Below are 23,520 nucleotides of genomic sequence, written 5' to 3'. Positions count from 1 at the left end.
GACTACTCCGCCGCCTGTAGCGGAGCGATGCGGCGGCTGTTGCGCGCCTGCTCGTCATAGTCGCGCTGCCAGTCCGAAGGCCCGTTCGACGCGCCGACCTGCACGGCGGTCACCTTGTACTCCGGGCAATTGGTCGCCCAGTCGGAGAAGTCGGTGGTGATGACGTTGGCCTGCGTGTCCGGATGGTGGAAGGTGGTGTAGACCACACCCGGCGACACCCGGTCGGTGATCAGCGCACGCAGCGTCGTCTCGCCCGAACGGCTGGTCAGCCGCACCCAGTCGCCATCGTGCAGGCCGCGGTTCTCGGCATCGTGCGGATGGATCTCCAGGCGGTCCTCCGAGTGCCACATGACGTTTTCGGTGCGCCTTGTCTGTGCACCGACATTGTACTGGCTGAGGATGCGGCCGGTGGTCAGCAGCAACGGGAAACGCGGCCCGGTCCGCTCGTCGGTCGCCACATATTCGGTGCGGATGAACTTGCCCTTGCCGCGCACGAAGCTGTCGATATGCATGATCGGCGTGCCGAGCGGGGCCTTCTCGTTGCAGGGCCATTGCACCGATCCGACACGGTCGAGCAGATCGAAGGAGACGCCGGCGAAGCTTGGCGTCGTCTTGGCGATCTCGTCCATGATCTCGGAGGGATGCTGGTAGTTCCAGTCAAGCCCGATCGCACGGGCAAGCTCCTGCGTCGCTTCCCAGTCGGCGTAGCGCGCCTTCGGCTCCAGCACCTTGCGCACCATGTTGATGCGGCGCTCGGCATTGGTGAAGGTGCCGTCCTTCTCCAGGAAGGTCGAGCCCGGCAGGAAGACATGCGCGTAGTTCGCCGTCTCGTTGAGGAACAGGTCGTGCACGACCACGCATTCCATCGCCGCCAGGCCGGCCGCGACATGCTTGGTATCGGGATCCGACTGCAGGATGTCCTCGCCCTGGATGTAGATGCCTTTGAAGGAGCCGTCGACAGCGGCATCCAGCATGTTGGGGATGCGCAGGCCCGGTTCGTCGTCGAGCTTCACGCCCCACAAGCTTTCATAGATGTCGCGCACCGCCTCGCCGGAGATGTGGCGGTAGCCCGGCAGTTCATGCGGGAACGAGCCCATGTCGCATGAGCCCTGCACATTGTTCTGGCCGCGCAGCGGATTCACGCCGACGCCCGGGCGGCCGATATTGCCGGTCGCCATCGCAAGGTTGGCGATAGCCATAACCGTGGTCGAGCCCTGGCTGTGTTCGGTGACGCCGAGGCCGTAATAAATCGCGCCGTTGCCGCCCTTGGCATAGAGCCGTGCAGCGCCCCGGATCAGCTCCGGGTCGACGCCCGAAAGCTTGCCGACGGTCTCGGGGCTGTTCTCCGGCAATGCGACAAAGGAGGCCCAGTCCTGGAACTCCGTCCAGTCGCAGCGTTCGCGGATGAAGGCTTCGTCGAAAAGCCCTTCGGTGACGATGACATGCGCGAGCGACGTCAGCACCGCCACGTTGGTGCCGGGCTTCAGCGGCAGGTGGTAGTCGGCCTCGACATGCGCCGACTTGACCATTTCGGTACGGCGCGGGTCGAGCACGATCAGCTTGGCGCCCTGGCGCAGCCGCTTCTTCAGCCGTGAAGCAAATACAGGATGGGCGGAAACCGGATTGGCGCCGATGATGACGGCGACATCGGTGAACTCGACGGAATCGAAATCCTGGGTGCCGGCCGAGGTGCCATAGGTCTGGCCGAGGCCGTAGCCGGTCGGCGAGTGGCAGACGCGGGCGCAGGTGTCGACATTGTTGTTGCGGAAGCCTTGGCGCACCAGCTTCTGAACCAGATAGGTCTCCTCGTTCGTACAGCGCGAAGACGTGATACCGCCGATCGAGGTGCGTCCGTATTGATATTGGATACGGCGGAATTCCTTGGCCGTATGGGCGATTGCCTCTTCCCAGCTCACCTCGCGCCAGGGATCGCTGACCTTTTCCCGGATCATCGGCGACAGGATGCGGTCCTTGTGGGTCGCGTAGCCATAGGCGAAACGGCCCTTCACACAGGAGTGGCCGTGGTTCGCCTTGCCGTCCTTGTAGGGCATCATGCGAATGACTTCGTCGCCCTTCACTTCGGCCTTGAAAGAGCAGCCGACGCCGCAATAGGCACAGGTGGTGACGGCGGAGCGCTCGGGCATGCCTTTCTCAAGCACGGTCTTTTCACGCAGCGCGTCCGTCGGACAGGCCTGCACGCAGGCGCCGCAGGACACGCATTCGGAGGCGATGAAGTCCTCGTGCATGCCGGCGACCATGCGCGATTCGAAACCGCGGCCCTCGATCGTCAGCGCGAAGGTGCCTTGCACCTCCTCGCAGGCCCGCACGCAGCGCGAGCAGACGATACATTGCGCGGGATCATAGGTGAAATAGGGGTTGGACTCATCGCGGGCGATGTAGTCGACCGCCAGCGAGCCATGGCCGGGCGCGACGCCGTTTTCCTGCTTGACGTGGTTGCGGCCCTCGATGCCGAAGCGGTTCTCGGTCAGGCCAACCGATTTCGCCACAACGTCGAACTCGCTGGCGCCGGTACCGGCCTTCTCGTTCCAGCCGGTCGGATGATCGGAAACGTAAAGCTCCATGACACCGCGGCGGATGGCGTTAAGCCGATCGGATTGCGTGCGCACCACCATGCCTTCGCCGACCGGCGTCGTGCAGGATGCCGGCGTGCCGCCGCGCCCTTCGATCTCGACGAGGCAGACGCGGCAGGAGCCGAACGAGTCCAACATGTCCGTGGCGCAGAGTTTTGGGATCTCGACCCCGCCTTCCATCGCCGCGCGCATGATCGACGTACCCTCCGGCACGCTGATACTGCGGCCGTCGACGATCAGCGTGACCTGCTTTTGCGCCTTCGATTCCGGGGTTCCGTAGTCGAGTTCTTCGATGAGTGTCGGGAAGTCGGCCTTGATATTCATCTGCCAGCTCCTATTCAGCAGCTACGCGCGCCGGCGCGGGCTTGAAATCTTCGGGGAAATGGGTGATCGAGCTCATCACCGGGTAGGGCGTGAAGCCGCCCAGCGCGCAGAGCGATCCGAACTTCATCGTGTTGCAGAGATCGGTGACCAGAGCCAGGTTCTTTTCCGGCTCGATGCCGGCGGCAAGCCTGTCGATGGTCTCCACCCCGCGTGTCGAGCCGATGCGGCAGGGCGTGCACTTGCCGCAGCTTTCGATGGCGCAGAACTCCATGGCGAAGCGCGCCTGCTTCAGCATGTCGGCCGTGTCGTCGAACACGGTGATGCCGGCATGACCGATCAGTCCGTCCTTGGCGGCAAAGGCTTCATAGTCGAATGCAGTGTCGAACAGCCCGCGCGGGAAATAGGCGCCGAGCGGGCCGCCGACCTGCACCGCCTTCACCGGCCGGCCCGTCGCCGTACCGCCGCCGATATCGTCGACGATCTCGCCCAGCGTCATGCCGAAAGCAGCCTCGAACAGGCCGCCGAACTTGACGTTGCCGGCGATCTGGATCGGGATCGTGCCGCGCGAGCGGCCCATGCCGAAATCCTTGTAGAAGGCCGCACCCTTGTCCATGATGATCGGCACGGAAGCCAGCGAGATGACGTTGTTGATCACCGTCGGCTTGCCGAACAATCCCTGGATCGCCGGCAGCGGTGGCTTGGCGCGCACCACGCCGCGCTTGCCTTCAAGGCTGTTCAGCAGCGAAGTTTCCTCACCGCAGACATAGGCGCCGGCGCCGACCCGGATTTCCATGTCGAAGGCGTTGGCCGAACCCAGCACGTTGACGCCGAGCACGCCTGCCTTGCGGGCGACCTCGACAGCCTTGTTCATGACAGCCACCGCATGCGGATACTCCGAGCGGATATAGACGAAGCCCTTGGTCGCGCCGGTGGCGATGCCAGCAATCGTCATGCCTTCGATGAGCACGAAGGGATCGCCCTCCATGATCATGCGGTCGGCGAAGGTAGCGCTGTCGCCTTCGTCGGCGTTGCAGACGATGTACTTGCGCTCACCGGCTGTATCGAGCACCGTCTTCCACTTGATGCCGGTCGGGAAGCCGGCGCCGCCACGACCGCGCAAGCCCGATTCCGTGACCTGCTTGACGATGTCGAGCGGCGCCATAGCCACCGCGTTCTGCAGGCCCTTCAGTCCGCCCAGTGACTTGTAGGCGTCGAGCGACAGCGGGTCGTTGATGCCGCAACGCGCGAAGGTCAGGCGCGTCTGCTTGGCCAGGAACGGGATTTTGTCGGGCGCGCCCAGCCAGCGCTTGTGATGGCCGCCGGTGAGGAAGCCGCTGTCGAACAGGCTCTTGACGTCCGAAGGCTTCACCGGCCCGTAGGCGACGCGGCCCTTTTCGGTCGCGACCTCGACCATCGGTTCGAGGAAATAGGCGCCGCGAGAGCCGTTGCGCACGATCTTCGCCTCGATGCTCCGTTCGGCGAGTTCCGCACGAATCGCCTTGGCGACCTTTTCGGCGCCGAGCGCCAGCGCGCCGGAGTCACCTGGAATGTAGATGCGCGGGATCATGAGCGTACCTCCGCGACGATCTCTTCGATCTTCTCGTCATCGAGCCGCCCGATCACCTCACCATCCAGCATCGCCGACGGTGAACAGGCGCAAAGCCCGAGGCAATAGACGGGCTCAAGTGTAACCGATCCGTCGCGGGTGGTCTCATGGAAATCGATGCCAAGCAACTGCTTGACCTTTGCGGCGATCGCATCCGAACCCATCGACTGGCAGGCTTCCGCTTGGCAGAGCTTGAGCACGTGCCGGCCGGCCGGCTTGGCGCGGAAATCGTGATAGAAGGTGACGACGCCGTGCACCTCGGCCCTCGACAGGTTCAGCCCATCGGCGATGACGGGCACCGCGTCCTGCGGTACGTGGCCAAATTCTTCCTGGATGCCGTGGAGGATCGGCAGCAGCGGGCCTTCGAGGCCTTTCAACTCCTGGATGATTGCCGCCGTGCGCGACTGTATCTCGGTACTTGCAGGCTGCATCGTCACGCAGCGCCCTCCCTATTGTAGCGAGCCATGCATATCGTCCAAAAGCATGAAGCGGTTTTGGAACAACGACATGCCTGCGCCGCTTTATCGCTAAGTGCTTAAGATTTCAGAGAAAACCTCTGAAATCAATAAAGCGGTTTCGTTGCACGATAGAAAATTTCTATCGTGCCGTTTCACCAGCTATGACTAGCTCAGCGATTGGCGTGGAAATCGTCTGCCAGCGCCATCGCCTCGTCCAGCAGCGCCTGTACCAGCGGCGTATGCGGTTCACGCGGCGTCGCCACCAGCCCGACCGTGTGGCTGGCATCCGGCTCGACGATCGGAATGGCGCGGATCGGTTCGGAAAAGCCGAATGTTTCCGCCAGGTTGAGCGGCATGATCGACGACCATTTGCCGGTCCTTATATGCGAAAACAGCACGATCATCGAATTGGATTCGAGCGTCGGTCGCACCTGCACCCCGGCCTCGGCCAGATGCTGGTCGATGATGCGGCGGTTCTGCATGTCCGGCGTCAGCAGGCAGAGCGGCAACTGGCTGATCTCGGCCCATGTCACTTTGTCGCGGTCGGAATAGGGATTTCCCACAGCCGTGATCAGTTGATAGCGTTCGTCATAAAGAGGCACGCTGGTCACTCGCCCGAGCGGCTCATTGTCGAGATAGGTGACGCCGGCATCAATGTCGAAATTGCCGAGCAGCGAGAGTACCTCGATCGAGGTTCGCGAAAGCACCGAGAAGGTCACGCCCGGATGCTTTTCGCGAAATGGCGTCGTCAGGCGCGCCACCATGGCCAAAGCCGTCGGAATGGCGGCGATGCGAATGCGCCCGGACAGGCCGTGACGCGCCGCCCGCATCTCCTCGCGCATGGCCCTGGAGTCGCCAACGATGCGGCGCGCCCAGACCAGCACCTGCTTGCCCTCCGGCGTCAGTCCCTGGAAGCGCGAGCCGCGATTGACCAGCATGACGCCGAGTTGGCCTTCCAGCTGCTTGATCCCTGCCGACAGCGTCGGCTGGGTGACGCCGCACGCTTCCGCCGCCCGGCCGAAATGCTCCTCCTTGGCCAGCGCGATGAAGAATTCCAGCTTGTCGATCATACCATCCGTCCGTTCGTTGCGCGCAAGGTCGGGGAAATTGCCTTTCGCCGCAAGCTCTACCCGCAATTGGCCATGCATCCACATCTTTGGGCCGGCTGGCTGTTTCCCCCGGCCGAACACGGCGCTATGTGGTTGGATGGAATACGAGGAGATCGGACATGCTGGGCTGGTTCCGCAAGCTTTTGCCGCGCGAAGATCGCTTCTTCGACCTCTTTGAACGGCATTCCCGCACCGTGGTCGGCGGCGCCGAGGCGCTGGAGCAGCTCCTGCAGGGCAAGGACATCGATCGTTGGTGCCAGAAGATCATCGATCTCGAGGACGAGGCCGATCATATCACGGCCGAAGTGCTGCTGGCGGTGCGGCGTTCCTTCATCACGCCCTTCGATCGCGGCGACATCAAGGACCTGATCCAGTCGATGGATGACGCCATCGACATGATGCACAAGACCGTCAAGACGGTGAAGCTGTTCGAAAAGAAGGAATTCGACCCGCTGATGCAGGAGATGGGTGGCGTCATCGTTGCCGCCTCCAGGCTGGTTGCCGAAGCGATCCCGCTGCTCAGCAAGGTCGGCACGCACACGGTACGCCTCAACGCCATCGCCGAAGAGGTGATGCGCGTCGAAAGCCGCGCCGACGATCTGCATGAGCAGGGATTGAAGGACCTGTTCAAGCGGCATGGCCGCAGCGATCCGATGGCCTACCTGATCGGCTCGGAGATCTACGGCCAGCTGGAGAAGGTGGTCGACCGCTTTGAGGACGTCGCCAACGAGATCAGCGGCATCGTCATCGAGAACGTTTAGGCAATGGAAGCCACCATCGCCTTTCCCGTGCTGATCGGCCTTGTCGCCGTCGCGCTGTTTTTCGATTTTCTCAACGGCCTGCACGATGCGGCGAACTCCATCGCCACCATCGTCTCCACCCGCGTGCTGAGACCGCAATATGCGGTCCTGTGGGCGGCTTTCTTCAATTTCATCGCCTTCATGTTCTTCGGCCTTCACGTGGCTGAAACCGTGGGAAAAGGTATCGTCGACGTCAGCATCGTCACGCCGGCGGTGATCTTCTCGGCGCTCGTCGGCGCTATCGTCTGGAACATCGTCACCTGGATTGCCGGCATCCCGTCCAGCAGTTCGCATGCCCTGATCGGCGGGCTTGTCGGCGCCGGCGTTGCAAAGGCTGGGCCCGGCGCCATCGTCTGGACCGGGCTTGGCAAGACGGTCGCCGCAATCGTCGTGTCGCCGGCGACAGGGTTTGTTCTGGCGCTGGTCCTCATCCTGGCCGTTTCCTGGCTGTTCGTGCGCCAGACACCGTTCGCCGTCGACAGCACTTTCCGCGTCATGCAGTTCTTTTCGGCCTCGCTTTATTCGCTAGGGCACGGCGGCAACGACGCCCAGAAAACCATGGGCATCATCGCCGTGCTGCTCTATTCGCAAGGCATGCTCGGCGGGACGTTCTACGTGCCGCTGTGGGTCGTCCTCACCTGTCAGACAGCACTGGCGCTCGGCACTTTGTTCGGCGGCTGGCGCATCGTTCACACGATGGGCTCGAAGATCACCCGGCTGAATCCGATGCAGGGCTTCTGCGCCGAGACCGGCGGCGCCATCACCCTGTTTGCCGCCACCTGGCTCGGCGTCCCCGTGTCGACCACCCATACCATCACCGGGGCCATCATCGGTGTCGGCGCCGCCCGCCGCGTCTCGGCCGTGCGCTGGGGCATTGCCGGCAACATCGTCATCGCCTGGATCGTCACCTTGCCGGCCACGGCTGCAATTTCGGCGCTCACCTACCTTGCGGTTGGCCTGGCAAGGTGAGGCGGACACCGTGGTGCTTGGAGTCGCTGCCAATCTGCACTATCTGAGCCGCAGCCAAACGCCTTAGGGAATAATGCATGTCCGTCACCAAGGAAATCGTCACCGAGCGTCTGAAGACGGTCAACGGGCCGGACTTCACCGGCAACATCGTCGACCTCGGCATGGTTTCGGAGATTTTCATCGCCGATTCGAAAGTGTTTTTCTCGATCACCGTTCCCGCCGCCCGCGCACAGGAGATGGAGCCGCTGCGCGCCGCAGCCGAGCGTGTCGTCAAGGCGATCCCTGGTGTCGCCGGCGCCGTCGTCGCGCTGACGGCGGAGAAGAAGGGCGGCGGCATGGAGGCTCCGGTTGCGTCGCGCCCGGCGCCCAGGCCGGCACCGACGGCCGCGCCCGCCGCGCCGCGCCCAGCTCCACACTCCCCAGCCCCGCACGCCCCGGCCTCGCAAAGCTCGGGCAAGCGCGGCGTGCCCGGAATCGAGGCGATCATCGCGGTGGCGTCCGGCAAGGGCGGCGTCGGCAAGTCGACCACCGCTGTCAACATCGCGCTTGGCCTCGCCGCCAACGGTTTGCGTGTCGGCGTGCTCGATGCCGATATTTATGGCCCGTCCATGCCCAGGCTGCTCAACATCCATGGCCGGCCGCAGACCGTCGACGGCAAGATCCTGAAACCGATGGAGAATTACGGCCTTAAGGTGATGTCGATGGGCTTCCTCGTCGACGAGGAGACGCCGATGATCTGGCGCGGTCCGATGGTGATGTCGGCGCTGACGCAGATGCTGCGCGAGGTCGAATGGGGCCGCCTCGACGTGCTCGTCGTCGACATGCCGCCCGGCACCGGCGACGCGCAGCTGACCATGGCCCAGCAGGTGCCGCTGGCCGGCGCCGTCATCGTCTCGACCCCGCAGGACCTGGCGCTGATCGACGCCCGCAAAGGATTGAATATGTTCAAGAAGGTCGACGTGCCGCTGCTCGGCATCGTCGAGAACATGAGCTATTTCATAGCCCCCGATACCGGCAAGCGCTACGACATCTTTGGCCATGGCGGGGCGCGGCGCGAGGCCGAGCGACTCGGCGTGACCTTCCTCGGTGAAGTGCCGCTGGAAATGGGCATTCGCGAAAGTTCTGATGAAGGTGCTCCGGTGGTAGCGTCGAAGCCAGACAGCGCCGAGGCGAAGATCTATCGCGGCATTGCTTCGAAGGTCTGGGACCGGGTCAACGAAGAACGCGGCGCGGCCGAAGCGGCGGTGCCGAACATCGTGTTCGAGTAGCTCGGATATGCCTTCCCCTTGAGGGGAGGGTGGCCCGAAGGGCCGGGTGGGGTCCGCGGTGACACGCTCGACGCTATTTCTTTACAAGTCGAGGCAGCTCAACTCAGGTTGAGGCAGTTGAGGCGACCCCACCCGCCTCGCTTCGCGAGGCACCCTCCCCTCAAGGGGGAGGGGAACCCACCTTCTCACCAAAGCTTGAGAAAAACTGCCCGGCCAGCTTCTTCGAAGTCGATTCGATGAGCCGGCTGCCGAGTTGGGCGATCTTGCCGCCGACTTCGGCTTTGGCCGCGTATTTGAGGACCGTCGCATCCGGCCCGTCCGCCGTCAGCGTCACGTCGGCGCCACCCTTGGCGAAGCCGGCAATACCGCCCTTGCCCTCGCCCTGGATGGTGTAGGAGTGCGGCGGCTTCAGGTTCTTCAACGTCACCTCGCCGTTGAATGTCGCCTTGATCGGTCCGATCTTCAACACCACCGTCGCCGCCATTTCGGTCGGCGATTTCATCTCCAGGTGCTGGCAGCCGGGAATGGTCGCCTGCAAAACCTTCGGATCGTTCAGCGCGTCCCACACTTTCTGCAGGGGGGCGGCAATGCGTTCCTCGCCTTCGATCACCAAAGCCATCGACACCTCCCGGACAGACTTCGAAGGCCTAACGCACGGTCTGGTCTGTGTCTATCGCACCAAAGTCCGGTTGCGACGGTGCGCCCTCTTGCCTGCTTCCGCGCGTTGCCATATCGATTTGTCTTACAAATACGGAGACCATGATGGCAGGCGCCCCCACCGGAAAGAAGAAGTTTCGCTCGCAGGAGTGGTTCGACAATCCCGACAATCCAGGCATGACCGCGCTCTACCTCGAGCGCTACCTGAACTACGGCCTGACGCGGGCCGAGCTGATGTCGGGCAAGCCGCTGATCGGCATCGCCCAGACCGGCTCGGATCTGTCGCCATGCAACCGCCATCATATCGAGCTCGCCAAGCGCGTGCGCGAAGGCATCGTCTCGATGGGCGGCATCCCCTTCGAATTCCCGTGCCATCCGATCCAGGAGACCGGCAAGCGCCCGACCGCGGCACTCGACCGCAACCTTGCCTATCTCGGCCTGGTCGAAGTGCTTTACGGCTATCCGCTCGACGGCGTCGTACTGACCATCGGCTGCGACAAAACCACGCCGGCGCTGCTGATGGCGGCGGCCACCGTCAATATTCCGGCCATAGCACTTTCGGTCGGACCGATGCTCAATGGCTGGCACAAAGGCAAGCGCACGGGATCCGGCACCATTGTCTGGGAATCGCGCCAGCGGCTCTCCGCCGGCGAGATTGACTATGACGAGTTCATGGACATCGTCGCCTCATCGGCGCCGTCGACCGGCTATTGCAACACCATGGGCACCGCCACCACGATGAACTCGCTGGCAGAGGCGCTCGGCATGCAATTGCCGGGTTCGGCTGCCATCCCGGCGCCCTATCGCGAGCGCGGCCAGATCTCCTATGAGACGGGCAAGCGCATCGTCGAGATGGTGCATGAGGATCTGAAGCCGTCCGACATCATGACGCGCAAGGCCTTCGAGAACGCCATTGTCGTCAATTCGGCGATTGGCGGCTCGACCAATGCGCCGATCCACCTCAACGCGATTGCCCGCCATCTCGGCGTGCCGCTCACCAATGACGACTGGCAGACGGTCGGCCTCCATGTGCCGCTCATCGTCAATCTGCAGCCATCGGGCGAATATCTCGGCGAAGACTATCACCATGCCGGCGGCGTGCCGGCTGTGGTGGCCGAGTTGATGAAGGCCAAGCTGCTGCCTTATCCCGAAGCGATGACCGTCAATGGCAAGACTATCGGTGACAATTGCAAGGGTGTCGCCAACGAGAACACCGACGTCATCCGCACCGTTGCCGAGCCGCTGAAGGCCAATGCCGGCTTCATCAATCTCAGCGGCAATCTGTTCGATTCCGCCATCATGAAGATGAGCGGCATCTCGCCGGAATTCCGCGAACGCTATCTCTCCAACCCGAACGACCCGGAAGCCTTCGAAGGCAACGCCATGGTCTTCGATGGTCCCGAGGACTACCACGCCCGCATCGACGATCCGGCGCAAGGCATCGACGAGCACACCATCCTATTCATGCGCGGCGCCGGCCCAATCGGCTATCCCGGCGGCGCCGAGGTCGTCAACATGCAGCCGCCCGCTTATCTCATCAAGAAGGGCATTCACGCGCTGGCCTGCATCGGCGATGGCCGCCAGTCGGGCACATCCGGCTCGCCGTCTATCCTCAACGCTTCGCCGGAGGCCGCCATTGGCGGCGGCCTGGCGCTGCTCAAGACCGGCGACCGTGTGCGCATCGACTTACGCAAAGGCACTGCCAACATCCTCGTCTCCGACGAGGAAATCACGCGGCGCCGTGCCGAACTGCAGGACGATGGCGGCTATCATTATCCCAAGCATCAGACGCCATGGCAGGAGATCCAGCGCTCCATGGTCGACCAGTTCTCGGAGGGCATGGTGCTGAAGCCGGCGGTGAAATACCAGGACGTCGCGCACACCAGCGGCGTGCCGAGGGACAATCACTAAGCACCCGCTTGATATGAAAATGCCGGCCTGATCGGGCCGGCATGAAAGCCTTGGCGTAAGCTTGTTTGGATGGCGGCCTCAGGGTGGAGGCGGGCCGGACGAAGCGGCGATGGCTGTGATGCCGGAGAGTCGTCCTGCCTTGCGGATGACTGGTGTGTGATACTGTTTCTTCATAGGACCCGTTGCCCGTTTTAGATCACTGCTCGCACGCCAACTGATCCCACCTGTCAGTATGACATTGCAGTCCTCGTCAGTTTCGGGTTTTTTGACACGAAATCAAGAGGGGTCCAGAGAGTCGTCCATGATGATGGTTTTCCGCCACGGGCGTATCCTTGCCGCCTAGCCCGATCGACATTGCCCCGGTCGACATTGCTATTGTCGGCGCGGGCATGGCCGGTCTCTTCCTGGCGTGGCGCTTGTCCCAAAGTGAAAAGCCCGCAAGGATCGCTGTTTTCGAATCCGCCGGTCGCGTCGGCGGTCGGGCCTCCACGGTCTCATTTCCCGGAGAGCCGAACTTCGGCATCGATCTCGGCGCGATGATGCTGATGCCGCAACATCGGCTACTCAAAAAACTCATGGCGACGCTGGATGTAAAGCTGTCGGGTATGGACGTCGTCACCGGCGCCAACCGGCTCCATCTGCGCGGTAGGAGCCTGCCCTACGCCGCTATATCGCGCTTTGCGCCGCGCCGCCTGTTTGCCTATGACGTGACGCGTCGGCTGCAGGAAAAAGGCCCGTCCCGCCTGCTGCGAAAGGCGGCAGCACTGATCCTGCCGGGTTCGGAGGCCTTCGGCAGCGCCGAATGGAACGGCGCCGCAGGCTTCGTTTATGGCGGCCGCAAGCTGGCGGATTGGGCGACTTGGGATGTGCTGGCGACGGTCTTGACCCCGGAGGAAATGGCTTTTGCCGAGGACGCGGTGGGCTATTCGTTGCTCCTGCGTGGACCCAACGCCGCCGAGACGTTCAGGCTTGCGCTCGGCGAGCTGAGCGGCGGCCGCTCCTATTGTTCCCCCGATGGCGGGTTCCAGCCGGTTGCGGAGCGAATGGCCGGGCGGATCGCTGTCAGCGGCGGCGCCGTCCATCTCGATCACACCGTGACCGCCATCGCCCGCTCGGCGCAAGGGATGGTCTTGTCTGTCGAGGGGCAGGGCGGGACGGTCGAGGCGCGCAAGGTCGTGCTGGCGTTACCGGTCCGCCCCCTGCGGACCCTGCTGGAAAAGTCCGGCATCGAGCAGCCCAGCGATCTGCCGGCACCGGAACCCTGGCCGATGCTCACGCTGGCCGCCTGCTATGCCAGCCCGTGGTGGGCTCGAAACGGCATCGCGGCCGGCCACAGCGTGACCGATCTGCCGGCTCGCCAGATATGGCAGTTCACAAAAGCGGACGCTCGCGACGCGACGATTCGTCGGAGCGTCGCCATGGCCTATTGCGATGGCAAGCACATGGTATTCTGGCGCTCACTGCTGCCTGAGCTCGCTCGGCGCCACGGCTTTGCGGTTTTGGCCGAGGGACATTCCGCGCTGGAGGCCTTTCACGGCCAGATGGTCGAAGTCCATGGCAAACACGGCGCCATCTCGAAACCCATCGGCGGGTTTGCGCAGGATTGGGGTGCGCCGGCCTATGGCGGCGCGTCGCATGTCTGGGACCGTGGCATAGATATCTCCGGTATAAAACTGGCGAGCCATACGCTCGCTCCGGGCATTCATGTCTGTGGCGAAGCGTGGTCCAACAATCACGGCTGGATCGAGGGCGCGCTGGAAAGTGCGGAAGACCTGTTGCAGCGGGAATTCGGGCTCGACGCCTGGTTTGCCTGAGACTCCGGAAAGGCGATGAAAAACGATCCTACATTCCCATATGAGTGGTCGGCTATCGGACGGAAAGTATCAACGTGACTAAACGGCGCTCTTCCCTCGGTTTCCTCGGCATGTTCGGCCGCTCGGGTGACTTGCGGGAACTGGACAACGCGCTGCGCGGCGCCGACCTTCACCCGGCACTGGTGCCAGAGGGAGTAAAGCTCACCATCGTCAATCTGATGAAGGATCACTGGCCGGACGAGCCCCCGCCAGAGGCTTATCGGTCCGTGGCGCAGCTGTTTGGTTATTGCATCGCAGGCCCACAAACCTTTGAGCAGGCCAATGGGCCGGAGCGGCGGCTGGACGCTGAGCGCCGCATCGAGGCAGCGCTTGAAACCGGCGACAGCCTGGATGCCCAGATCGTGCTGATGGCGCTGCATGGCAAGCTGATCAGCGCCGAAGTCGTCGAGCGCTTTGGGCTAAGTGCGGACTGACCTTCGTAAGGTGAAGCTTACCCGCCCATGCCGCTGCGTGGCAGCTTGATCATCTCGCCGAAGCGGGCGCGCAATTTGTCGTCTAGCAGCTTCGGCACATGGCGCGGGAAGCGCTCGGCAAGCACGCGCTTCTTTTCGATGATCGCCCGCTGCAAGATGTCGGGCCGGCCCTTCTCGTTCCATTCCTTGGGCGAAAAGCGGTCGCCGACGGCCGGATAAAAATACTCGGTCTGCATCAGGCGCAGCGTCTGCTCGTTGCCGAGATAGTGGCCTGGGCCATTCATGCAGACTTCGGTGATGGTGTCGATCGACAGCGCTTCGTCGGTCACTTCGATGCCCCGCACGCAGCGCAGGCAGTGGCCCAGCATGTCATTGTCTATGATCAGGCTCTCCAGGCAAAAGCCGAGCAGCGAGGCGTGCATGCCCGCCGATTCATAGACCAGATTGAGGCCGGCAAGACCGGCCATCACGTCGGTGATCCCCTTTTCATAGCCGGACTGGATGTCGGGCAGTTTCGAATCCGTCATGCCGGCGGCCGAGCCGCCCGGCAGGTCGTAGAACTGCGCCATCTGCGCGCAGGCCGAAGTCAGTACTGCCTGCTCGGCCGAGCCGCCCGACATGGCGCCGGTCCTCAGGTCGGAGACGAACGGCCAGGTGCCGAAGATCGCCGGATGCCCGGGCTTGATGGCGTTGACGTAGATGAGGCCGACCAGCACTTCGGCCACCGCTTGCACCACAGCGCCGGCAATCGCCGCGGGAGCGGTGGCGCCGGCCTGGCCGGCCGATAGAAGCAGGATCGGGATGCCGCCGTCGACACAGGCTTCGAGCACGCCGCAGGCGTCCTCGGCAAACTTCATCGGCGGCACGACGAAGCAATTGGAGTTTGACACGAACGGCCGGGCGCGAAAGTTCTCCTCGCCGCCGGCGATCGCATAAAGCATTTCCAGCGCCGGCTGCACGTTCTCGCGCACCGTGAACGAGGTGCCGACATGCTTCGACGTGCCCATCACGCAGGCGTAGAGCGTGTTGAAGTCCATTTCGAGCGGATCGGGAATGTCGCGCGGCACCATCGGCCGCTGGAAGAAATGGATGTTGTCGAGCCCTTCGACGAGGCGAGCGGCATCATAAATGTCCTGCACCAGCGACTCGCGGTATTCGCGCTTTTCGACATCGACCAGATGCACCGCCGCACCCGCCGTGCCGTAATGCACGCGCTTGCCCTGGATCAGCATGTCATGCCTGGGGTCCTGGCCGTGCAGCGTAAAATTTCGCGCGGCTCGTCTGATCGTGTCCATCACAAGCCCGCGTGGGAAACGGACGCGGCCGTCATCGCCGTAAACGGCGCCGACCCCGGTCAGCGCCTCGACGCAGGAGGGAATGGCATTGGCGAAGCCGACGGTCTCCAGCAGCGTCAGCACCGCTTCATGGATGCGCTCCTGGTCGTTCCGGTTGAGCGGGTCGTAACTGCCGCCTTCAAGCCCGGCACGTACCGGCCTGATGTCGTCGGCCAAAGGTGCTGCCCGCATGGCGCGGCGCGCTTCGCGCCCGCCGGATCGTCGCGAACGCTGGTCGGCTGATGTATCTTTAGGAGCCGCATCCTTAAGAGCCGCATCCTGCTGCTCAACAGCCACTGACATGGGGGGCACTCCACCTTTAGCTTGCGAAACACGACGCGGTGATTGGTCCACCGTCGGCCTGCTTCGTCCCTCTGTCAGCCGACTATGCCGTTGCCATTGGCCCAGCCTATGGGCCAGTCAACGCAGCCGAGTATGCCAGAGAGCTAATGCAGAATGTTGGTGATCATGCCAAGGGCCGGGCTGTTCAAAGCCCCGGCACAGGCAAATCAGGCTGCAGCGGGCCTGCGTCCGGCTGCGGTCGCGAGCTCGCGAATACCCGGCTCGATGTGCTGCAGTGCGATCGAGGAAATGCCCAAGCGCATGAAACGCGACGGCTTTTCGGTGCGATCGAAGAAGCGATCGCCCGGCTCGATGATGACGCTGCGCGAGGCCGCGGCCTCGGCCAGTCCACGTGAATCGGTGCCGCGCGGGCCTTCCAGCCAGAGCGATGTGCCGCCGGCCGAATCGGTCGAGCGCCATTCCGGCAGGAATGCGGAAATCGCATGGACCAGACGCTTGCGCCGCTCGTCGAAGGCCGACGACAGCCGCCGCACCAGGGCTTCGTGATGGCCGAGCGACAGGAACAGCGCGACCGCGCGCTGGTTGTTGGCCGGCGGGTGCCTGAGCATGAAGCGACGCAGCGCCCTGAGCTCGGAGATTAGTCCAGCCGAAGCGACGATGTAGCCAAGCCGCAGGCCCGGAGCCAGCGTCTTCGACATCGAGCCGACATAGACGACGCGACCCGAGCGATCGAGGCTCTTCAGCGCCTGCTGCGGCGCCTCGTCGAGAAGCTGGCTGTCATAGCCGTCCTCGATGATGATCTGGTTGTGGCGGTTGGCGCGCGCCAGAAGGTCCTGCCGCCGCTCCGCCGACAGCGGCACCATGGTCGGGCAGTGGTGGCTGGGGGTGACGAAGACAAAGCCGGAATCGTTGGGAATGGACGAGGTGACGATGCCGGACTGATCGACCGGAACCGGCTGGATTTCGGCGCCTGCCAAGCGGAAGATCGAGCGCGCGTCGGGGTATCCCGGGTCTTCCATCGCGACCTTGGAGCCCTTTGTCATCAGCAGTGTCGCCAGCATATAGAGCGCGTTCTGGGCGCCCAGCGTGACGATGATCTCGTCCGGATTGGCGAAGATGCCGCGCCGCGGCAACAGCCGCGCCTGGATCTGCTCGATCAAGAGCGGATCGTCACGATCGACCATGTCGGAGGCCCAGTTGCGGATTTCGAGCACGGCCAGCGCCATGCGGTTGCACTCACGCCATTCGGCTGTCGGGAACAGCGCCGGGTCGAACTGGCCGTAGACGAAGGGGTAGGAGGACTTGATCCAGTTGTCGTGCTTGGCCGGTGGCGGCATGTCGCTGGCGGCGATCTGCCGGCGTGCCTTCCAGTCGATCTCGTTCTGCTGGTCGGGCGCCTTCTGGTGCGGCTTGGCGGGGGTGGCCAGCACATCCGGATTGACGAAATGGCCGCGCCGTTCGCGCGCCACCAGGAAACCTTGGTCGACCAATTGCTGGAACGCCAGCACCACAGTGCCGCGCGCGACGCCGAGTTTTTCAGCCAGGATGCGGCAGGACGGAAGCGGCATCGAAGCGGCGATCTGCCGGTCGAGAATGGCGGCGACGATCGCCTGACGGATCTGCGCCTGCAGGGTCTGGCCCGATTCCGCCGAAATCCGGAACAGGCCGGACCATATGGCCGTGTCGTTACGCTGTGGCATGGAAGGTGTTCCTCGATGGCCAGTCTTTTTGCTTGGCTGGACCAGCGGAAGGTAACCGTGGCACAAGGGGTTGCGCCAATCAATTTTTCTGATCGCTGGGATTTATGCCAGTGATCTATGCGCGACGCGCAGCGTCGTCGCATCCCCGGGTGACGCTTGCGTCATCCCGCAGCGCGGACGCCCGCGCGATGCGAAGCGTCGTCGCGCCTCATTATCCCCAGCGCGACGCGCAGCGTCGTCGCTACTCCCATCAAATCATCCAGCGCGGCGCGCAGCGTCATAGCTCCATCACATCGCACTATGCTGCACTGCGTCATCCCCACGCATTGAAACATGCGGAATTCGGCTCAATAAGATCAGCGCGACGACACGCGCCGGAAACATCCGGTCTGATAAGATGTCGTGAAAAACGATCAGGAGCCGAAAGTGGATCATTCCTCCTTCGACAAACAGCTTGTCGCCTTGCGTGCTGCGCGCGCGGCGGCATCGGGTACGATGCGCGAGGCTTTTGCCGCCGACCCCAAGCGCTTCGAGACGTTCTCGGCCAGCGACGGCGACCTTTTGCTCGACTGGTCGAAATGCGCGGTCGACCAGGGCACGATGGAACTGCTCGAGAAGCTCGCCGCCGCCGCCGATCTCGAAGGTCGCCGCGCCGCAATGTTTTCCGGCAAGAAAATCAACATCACCGAAGACCGCGCCGTGCTGCACACGGCGCTGCGCAACCTCTCGGGCAAGGGCGTCACCGTCGATGGCCAGGACGTCAAGGCGGATGTGCTGTCCGTGCTCGACGCCATGGGCGCTTTCGCCGACGCCATTCGCTCCGGCAAGGCCGCCGGCGCCACCGGCAAGAAAATCACCGACATTGTCAACATCGGCATTGGCGGCTCCGATCTCGGCCCGGCCATGGCGACGCTGGCGCTGGCGCCCTATCACGACGGCCCGCGCGCGCACTACGTCTCCAACATCGACGGCGCCCATATCCACGACACGCTGAAGGGCCTGTCGGCCGAAACCACCCTGTTCATCATCGCCTCGAAGACCTTCACCACGGTCGAGACGATGACCAATGCCGAGACGGCGCGCGAATGGGTGCAGAAGGCGCTCGGCAAGGAAGCTGTCGGCAAGCATTTCGCCGCCGTCTCGACCGCGCTCGACCTGGTTTCCAAGTTCGGCATCGAAGCGGATCGCGTGTTCGGCTTCTGGGACTGGGTCGGCGGCCGCTATTCGCTGTGGGGCGCCATCGGCCTGCCGGTGATGATCGCCATCGGCCCGCGCAACTTCCGCGCCTTCCTCGATGGCGCGCATGAGATGGACGAGCACTTCCGCACCGCACCCCTGCAGAAGAACCTGCCGGCGCTGCTGGGGCTGGTCGGCTGGTGGCATCGCGTGATCTGCGGTTATCCGGCGCGTGCGGTCATCCCTTATGACCAGCGCCTTTCCAGGCTGCCGGCCTATCTGCAGCAGCTCGACATGGAATCGAACGGCAAGGGCGTCACCCTCGACGGCACGCCGGTGACGACGCCGACCGGACCGCTGGTCTGGGGCGAGCCCGGCACCAATGGCCAGCACGCCTTCTTCCAGCTGCTGCACCAGGGCACCGATTCCATCCCGGTCGAGTTCCTTGCCGCTGCCGTCGGCCATGAGCCGGATCTGAAGCACCAGCACGATCTACTGCTTGCCAATTGCCTGGCCCAATCGGAAGCGTTGATGAAGGGCCGCACGCTGGACGAGGCTCGCGCGCAGATGCTGGCCAAGGGCATGAAGCCGGCCGATGTCGACAGAATAGCCCCGCACCGCGTCTTCTCCGGCAACCGCCCCTCGGTGACGATCCTCTACCGCAAGCTCGACCCGCGCACCTTCGGCCGGCTGATCGCGCTTTACGAGCACCGCGTCTTCGTCGAAGGCACTCTGTTCAACATCAATTCCTTCGACCAATGGGGCGTCGAGCTCGGCAAGGAGCTGGCGACCGGCCTGTTGCCAGTCGTGGAAGGCAAGGAGAGCGCCGCCAAGCGCGACGCATCGACGGCCGGGCTGGTGGCGCGCATCCAGCAACTGCGGGGGGCGCAATGAAAAATCCGGCCGACATCAAGGGCATATTGTTCGACAAGGACGGCACGCTTGTCGATTTCAACGCGACCTGGCTCGGCATCGCCGATTTCATGGCCATGGATGCTGCCGAGGGCGATCGCTGGAAAGCCGACAGGCTGCTTTCAGCGGCGGGCTTCGATTTTGTCGCCAAGCGTTTCAAGCCGGATTCCATCTTCGCCTCGGGCACCAACATGGATGTCGTCGAACTATGGTTCCCGCGCCTGTCCGACGAGGACCAGATGCTGGCCGTCGCCCGTTTCAACGAGATCACCTCGGTGCAAGGCTCATCGATGGCGGTGGCCTTGCCCGGCATCGTCGCGGCGCTGACGGCTCTGCACAAGCGATCCTACCGGCTCGGCGTCGCCACCAATGATTCGACTGCCGGTGCCGAAAAGACCATGGTCACGCTCGGCGTCGCGCAGCTGTTCACCGCCGCCTATGGCTATGACGCGGTCGCCAATCCGAAACCGGCGCCGGACACGATCGTCGCCTTTTGCGACCTGACCGGGTTGAAGGCGTCCGAGATCGCCATGGTCGGCGACAACCGCCACGACCTGGAGATGGCGCGTGCCGGCGGCTGCGGCCTGGCGGTCGGCGTGCTCTCCGGCACCGGCACGCGGGAATCGCTGGCGTCGATCGCCGATGTCGTTCTGGATTCGGTTGCCGACTTGCCGGACTTTCTGTCGGCGCGGGTCAAGGAGACGGTCTGACGGGGGCCTGGGGCAAACTCAATTCGGCTCGGGATTTCCCCGCCAATGGCCGAGTTGGGGGAAGCAGCCATGAAACTATGGAGCTTCTGGTTTGTTTTCGGACATAGTGGGCTACTCATCAGCAGAGCAAACGTACCCGCATCTGCCGCACATGGTCTTGGCGCTTGCGTTATCGATGTCTTCGCCAGGCTGAAGCTCGAAGCCGCGATTTTCGCACTTTGGGCAAACTATGAAGCCGATACGTTGAACAACTTTAATCCACGCCATTCGACTTCTCCTATCAACGGCTAATCCAATCTATTTTCTGCCCCTTGAGGTTTGTCCACAATGAGTAGAATCCGGCCATTCAGAGCGACTGGGCTTTGCCGCGTCGCGCTAGCAATCTTCCGGCTCGAACCAAAACACACCGCTCGGCTTGGTCACATCACCCTTTGCGTCGCCGAAATCCGGCACCTGATATTCGGCGAGCAATCGTAGCCGCGACAGCGGCAGATCGGCGCGGCGGGGATCGCCGACCAGCACCTCGATGCCGGCTGCCAGGCAGCGGTCGAGGAACGGGATCATCCGCAGAGCAACCTCGCGGCCGTAGAACACGTCGCCGGCAAGCACGAGGTCGACCGCTGGCGGCGGGCCCGTCGTGATATCCTGGTCGACAATGGTGATCTCGACGCCGTTGGCCAACGCGTTGAGGCCGATCGCGGCGACGCCGTTGCGATCGATCTCCGCCGCGATCACCGCGCTGGCGCCGGCCTTGGCGGCGGCGATGCCGACGAGGCCCGAGCCGGCGCCGAGGTCGAGCACGCGGTGACCGGCCACGATTTGCGGATGGTCGAGTATATAGCGCGCCAGCACGGCGCCGCCGGCCCAGGCATAGGCCCAGTAGGGCGGCTGCGGCTCAGCTTCGTGCTCCTCGGTCTGGCTGCCGTCTTCCGGTCCATGAGCTCGCCACTCGACAAGCCGCCTCAGGCCGCTGCCGGAATGAGCCGTATAGAGCTGGATTTCACGAAGGGCGGGAACGGGCGCAAGCCGCAGGTTCGCCTTGATGAACACTACTGCATCGGGACGCCGACTATCGTCCGCCATCCCGCCGTCGCTAGGCTCGCCGTTCAAATTATTCCCGCAGCGCCCGGCGCAAAATCTTGCCCACCGGCGTCTTCGGCAGCTCGGTCCTGAACTCGATGTATTTCGGCCGCTTGTAGCCGGTCAGGTTCTCGCGGCAGTAGGCGGTCAGCGCCTCGACGGTCAGCGCCGGGTCCTTCTTGACCACGAACAGCTTCGGCACTTCGCCCGAATGCTCGTCCGGCACGCCGACCGCCGCCACTTCGAGCACGCCCGGATGCTGGGCGACGACTTCCTCGAGTTCGTTGGGATAGACGTTGAAGCCGGAGACCAGGATCATGTCCTTCTTGCGATCGACGATCTTGGTGTAGCCGCGCTCGTCCATGAAGCCCATGTCGCCGGATTTGAAGAAGCCGTCCTTGGTCATCACCTTGGCGGTCTCGTCCGGCCGGTTCCAGTAACCGGCCATGACTTGCGGCCCGCGGATGCAGATCTCGCCGACTTCGCCGAGCGGCAGGTTGTTGCCGTCATCGTCGCGGATGACGATCTCGGTCGACGGCAGCGGCAGGCCGATCGTGCCGGTGAAATTGCTGTCGCTGAACTTGTTGGCGGTGGCCACGGGCGAGGTCTCCGATAGCCCGTAGCCCTCGGTGATCGAATTGCCGGTCAGCGCCTTCCAGCGCTCGGCAACCCCCTTCTGCACCGCCATGCCGCCACCCAGCGTCATGATCAGCGGCTTGAAGTCGAGCTTGCGGAAATCCTCGTTGTTGAGCAGCGCGTTGAACAGCGTGTTGAGGCCGGGGAAAATGTGCATCGGGTATTTCTGCAGCTCCTTGACGAAGCCGGGAATGTCGCGCGGGTTGGGAACGAGCACGTTCTGGGCGCCCTGCTGCATGCCCATCAGCGCGTTCACCGTCAGCGCGAAGATATGGTAGAGCGGCAGTGCGCAGATGAAGTTGAGATGCGCCGGTTTCGGCTTGATCGCATAGGCGTCCTGCAGCCACAGCGTGTTCTGCGCGACATTGGACAGCACATTGGAGTGCAGCAGCACAGCACCCTTGGAAATCCCCGTGGTTCCGCCGGTATATTGCAGGAAGGCGACGTCGCTGGCTTCCATCTTGGCCGGTTTGAAGGCGATGCCGGCGCCGGCTTTCACCGCCGCATTGAACTTGACATGGCCGGGCAGCGACCAGGCCGGCACCATCTTCTTCACCCGGCGCACGACGAGGTTGACGATCGTGCCCTTGAGGACGCCGAGCATGTCGCCCATCGCCGCGACCACCACATGCTTGACCGCCGTCCTGGCAATCACCGCGTCCAGGGTGCTGGCGAAATTCTCCAGAATGACGATCGCCTGCGCGCCGGAATCCTTGAGCTGATGTTCGAGCTCGCGCGGCGTGTAGAGCGGATTGATGTTCACCACGACATAGCCGGCGCGAAGCAAGGCCATCATCGCCACCGGATATTGCAGCACATTCGGCATCATCAGCGCCACGCGTGCGCCCTTCTGCAGGCCCTTCGATTGCAAATAGGCGCCGAAGGCGGCCGATTGCCGCTCGAGTTCGGCATAGGAGATCGACTTGCCCATGCAGACGTATGCCGGCTGGCCGGAAAACTGCTTGCAGGCGCCGACGAGGAAGTCGCCGATCGAACTGTAGGGCAGGGCGCCGATCTCCGCCGGCACGACTTTCGAATAGCTTTTTAGCCATGGCTTTTCCGGCAACCCCGCGGCAAGCGCCGTCAGCGTATTCGGCAGTTTTTTGGCCACGCCCGTCGACGGCTTCGAGGCGGGCTTCGCCGCGGCTGTCTTGGCGGCTGGCGGCTGGGCGGGCTTTGCAGCGGGTGCTGTCTTCCCAGCGCGGTTGACCGCAGGTTTCGCCGCCGGCTTGGCGCTTGCCTTCGCCTGCGTCGAGGTTGCCGTTGGCTTGACGGCGGGAGTGGCTTTGGCCGGTGGCGCTTTCGACTTGGCGGCAGCGGCGGCCGGTTTTGAAGCTTTCGCCGCTTTTGCTTTCGCCGGGGCCGTTGTCTTTGTTGCTTTCGCCACCTCTAGCCTCCCTGGGTCGTTCTGTTGCCTGCTCCTGCTGCGCCGCCTCGATGTGGTGAGGCGTCCTCCGCTGCAGCGATGTCGCGGATTCCCGGAAAATCCAGCGTGTCATCTATCTATTGCGACTATCGGCGGCCGTGCAAGTCTTGCCCCAGCGGCAGGACGGCAAAGGTTTGCCGTCGAAATCCTTCCCGCGATGCCAGCTCAGGCAATGCCGTCCTGTCATCTCGGTGGCGAAACCCAGGCTTGTGGATTTTTGGCTTAGGATTGCTGCGATCAATGAAAAAATGCGGTCGTTAACA

Annotated in this window: 18 protein-coding genes; 9 read left to right on the top strand and 9 right to left on the bottom strand. The window is 63.5% G+C overall.

The genetic code is table 11. From position 1 onward, the window contains the following. Nucleotides 1-2: 2 nt before the first annotated feature. The 4 genes from fdhF to NKJ57_RS12990 form a co-directional block, all read right to left on the bottom strand. Entirely contained in the window at nt 3-2,915 is a 2,913-nt protein-coding gene (gene fdhF, locus NKJ57_RS13005; RefSeq protein ID WP_352510995.1) for a formate dehydrogenase subunit alpha, read from the bottom strand. Nucleotides 2,916-2,925: 10 nt separating this feature from the next. Then, entirely contained in the window at nt 2,926-4,482 is a 1,557-nt protein-coding gene (locus NKJ57_RS13000) for a formate dehydrogenase beta subunit (RefSeq protein ID WP_352510994.1), read from the bottom strand. Further along, nucleotides 4,479-4,958: a formate dehydrogenase subunit gamma gene (locus NKJ57_RS12995; RefSeq protein ID WP_352510993.1), complete on the bottom strand. Its 480-nt coding sequence runs from the start codon at nt 4,956-4,958 to the stop codon at nt 4,479-4,481. Before NKJ57_RS12995 ends, NKJ57_RS13000 begins: the two co-directional genes overlap by 4 nt. Before the next feature lie 191 nt (nt 4,959-5,149). Beyond that, complete coding sequence (locus NKJ57_RS12990) at nt 5,150-6,049, bottom strand: LysR family transcriptional regulator (RefSeq protein WP_352511132.1); 900 nt, start codon at nt 6,047-6,049, stop codon at nt 5,150-5,152. Between the two features lie 158 nt (nt 6,050-6,207). Here NKJ57_RS12990 and NKJ57_RS12985 point away from each other — a divergent pair, with 158 nt between their 5' ends. The 3 genes from NKJ57_RS12985 to NKJ57_RS12975 all read left to right on the top strand — a co-directional run bounded on the left by NKJ57_RS12985 (nt 6,208) and on the right by NKJ57_RS12975 (nt 9,125). Further along, nucleotides 6,208-6,849, top strand: coding sequence for a DUF47 domain-containing protein (locus NKJ57_RS12985; protein WP_023673429.1), 642 nt, complete (start codon nt 6,208-6,210; stop codon nt 6,847-6,849). A gap of 3 nt (nt 6,850-6,852) precedes the next feature. Next, a complete protein-coding gene (locus NKJ57_RS12980) occupies nt 6,853-7,857 on the top strand; it encodes an inorganic phosphate transporter (RefSeq protein ID WP_023688789.1) in 1,005 nt (334 codons plus the stop codon). A gap of 77 nt (nt 7,858-7,934) precedes the next feature. After that, complete coding sequence (locus NKJ57_RS12975) at nt 7,935-9,125, top strand: Mrp/NBP35 family ATP-binding protein (RefSeq protein ID WP_027049316.1); 1,191 nt, start codon at nt 7,935-7,937, stop codon at nt 9,123-9,125. Between the two features lie 160 nt (nt 9,126-9,285). Here the strand turns inward: NKJ57_RS12975 and NKJ57_RS12970 are convergent, their stop codons facing one another. Next, nucleotides 9,286-9,744 (bottom strand): SRPBCC family protein, encoded by a 459-nt coding sequence (locus NKJ57_RS12970; protein ID WP_023696771.1) that lies wholly within the window; start codon nt 9,742-9,744, stop codon nt 9,286-9,288. Between the two features lie 143 nt (nt 9,745-9,887). Between NKJ57_RS12970 and NKJ57_RS12965 the strand changes: the two genes are divergently transcribed. The 3 genes from NKJ57_RS12965 (at nt 9,888) to NKJ57_RS12955 (ending at nt 13,980) form a co-directional block, all read left to right on the top strand. Beyond that, the gene (locus NKJ57_RS12965) at nt 9,888-11,693 is read left to right on the top strand and encodes an IlvD/Edd family dehydratase (protein ID WP_352510992.1); all 1,806 of its coding nucleotides are present in this window, start codon (nt 9,888-9,890) and stop codon (nt 11,691-11,693) included. A gap of 332 nt (nt 11,694-12,025) precedes the next feature. Continuing rightward, on the top strand, nt 12,026-13,507 hold the full coding sequence (locus NKJ57_RS12960) for a flavin monoamine oxidase family protein (RefSeq protein ID WP_023823786.1): 1,482 nt from the start codon (nt 12,026-12,028) through the stop codon (nt 13,505-13,507). A 110-nt stretch (nt 13,508-13,617) separates the two neighbouring features. Next, entirely contained in the window at nt 13,618-13,980 is a 363-nt protein-coding gene (locus NKJ57_RS12955) for a hypothetical protein (protein WP_081726128.1), read from the top strand. A 17-nt stretch (nt 13,981-13,997) separates the two neighbouring features. Here the strand turns inward: NKJ57_RS12955 and NKJ57_RS12950 are convergent, their stop codons facing one another. Together NKJ57_RS12950 and pdxR are read right to left on the bottom strand one after the other, a co-directional pair. Then, a complete protein-coding gene (locus tag NKJ57_RS12950) occupies nt 13,998-15,617 on the bottom strand; it encodes a trimethylamine methyltransferase family protein (protein ID WP_352510991.1) in 1,620 nt (539 codons plus the stop codon). A gap of 206 nt (nt 15,618-15,823) precedes the next feature. Further along, nucleotides 15,824-17,317, bottom strand: a complete 1,494-nt coding sequence (pdxR, locus tag NKJ57_RS12945; protein WP_023669484.1) for a MocR-like pyridoxine biosynthesis transcription factor PdxR — start codon at nt 17,315-17,317, stop codon at nt 15,824-15,826. 426 nt (nt 17,318-17,743) lie between these two features. Between pdxR and pgi the strand changes: the two genes are divergently transcribed. The 3 genes from pgi (at nt 17,744) to NKJ57_RS12930 (ending at nt 20,406) form a co-directional block, all read left to right on the top strand. Beyond that, on the top strand, nt 17,744-19,387 hold the full coding sequence (pgi, locus tag NKJ57_RS12940) for a glucose-6-phosphate isomerase (protein WP_023688784.1): 1,644 nt from the start codon (nt 17,744-17,746) through the stop codon (nt 19,385-19,387). Continuing rightward, a complete protein-coding gene (locus NKJ57_RS12935; protein WP_023688783.1) occupies nt 19,384-20,115 on the top strand; it encodes an HAD family hydrolase in 732 nt (243 codons plus the stop codon). Before pgi ends, NKJ57_RS12935 begins: the two co-directional genes overlap by 4 nt. 69 nt (nt 20,116-20,184) lie before the next feature. Beyond that, nucleotides 20,185-20,406 (top strand): hypothetical protein, encoded by a 222-nt coding sequence (locus tag NKJ57_RS12930; RefSeq protein ID WP_352510990.1) that lies wholly within the window; start codon nt 20,185-20,187, stop codon nt 20,404-20,406. A gap of 84 nt (nt 20,407-20,490) precedes the next feature. On the opposite strand, the gene NKJ57_RS12925 is transcribed toward NKJ57_RS12930, so the two are convergent. Continuing rightward, on the bottom strand, nt 20,491-21,198 hold the full coding sequence (locus tag NKJ57_RS12925; RefSeq protein ID WP_352510989.1) for a class I SAM-dependent methyltransferase: 708 nt from the start codon (nt 21,196-21,198) through the stop codon (nt 20,491-20,493). 28 nt (nt 21,199-21,226) lie between these two features. Then, nucleotides 21,227-23,218, bottom strand: a complete 1,992-nt coding sequence (locus NKJ57_RS12920) for a long-chain fatty acid--CoA ligase (protein WP_352510988.1) — start codon at nt 23,216-23,218, stop codon at nt 21,227-21,229. Between the last annotated feature and the right edge of the window lie 302 nt (nt 23,219-23,520).

Source organism: Mesorhizobium sp. M0077 (assembly GCF_040322955.1).
In the GTDB taxonomy this organism is placed as follows: domain Bacteria; phylum Pseudomonadota; class Alphaproteobacteria; order Rhizobiales; family Rhizobiaceae; genus Mesorhizobium.
Note: the sequence above shows the minus strand (reverse complement) of the source record. Positions and strands in the feature narration are given on the sequence as shown.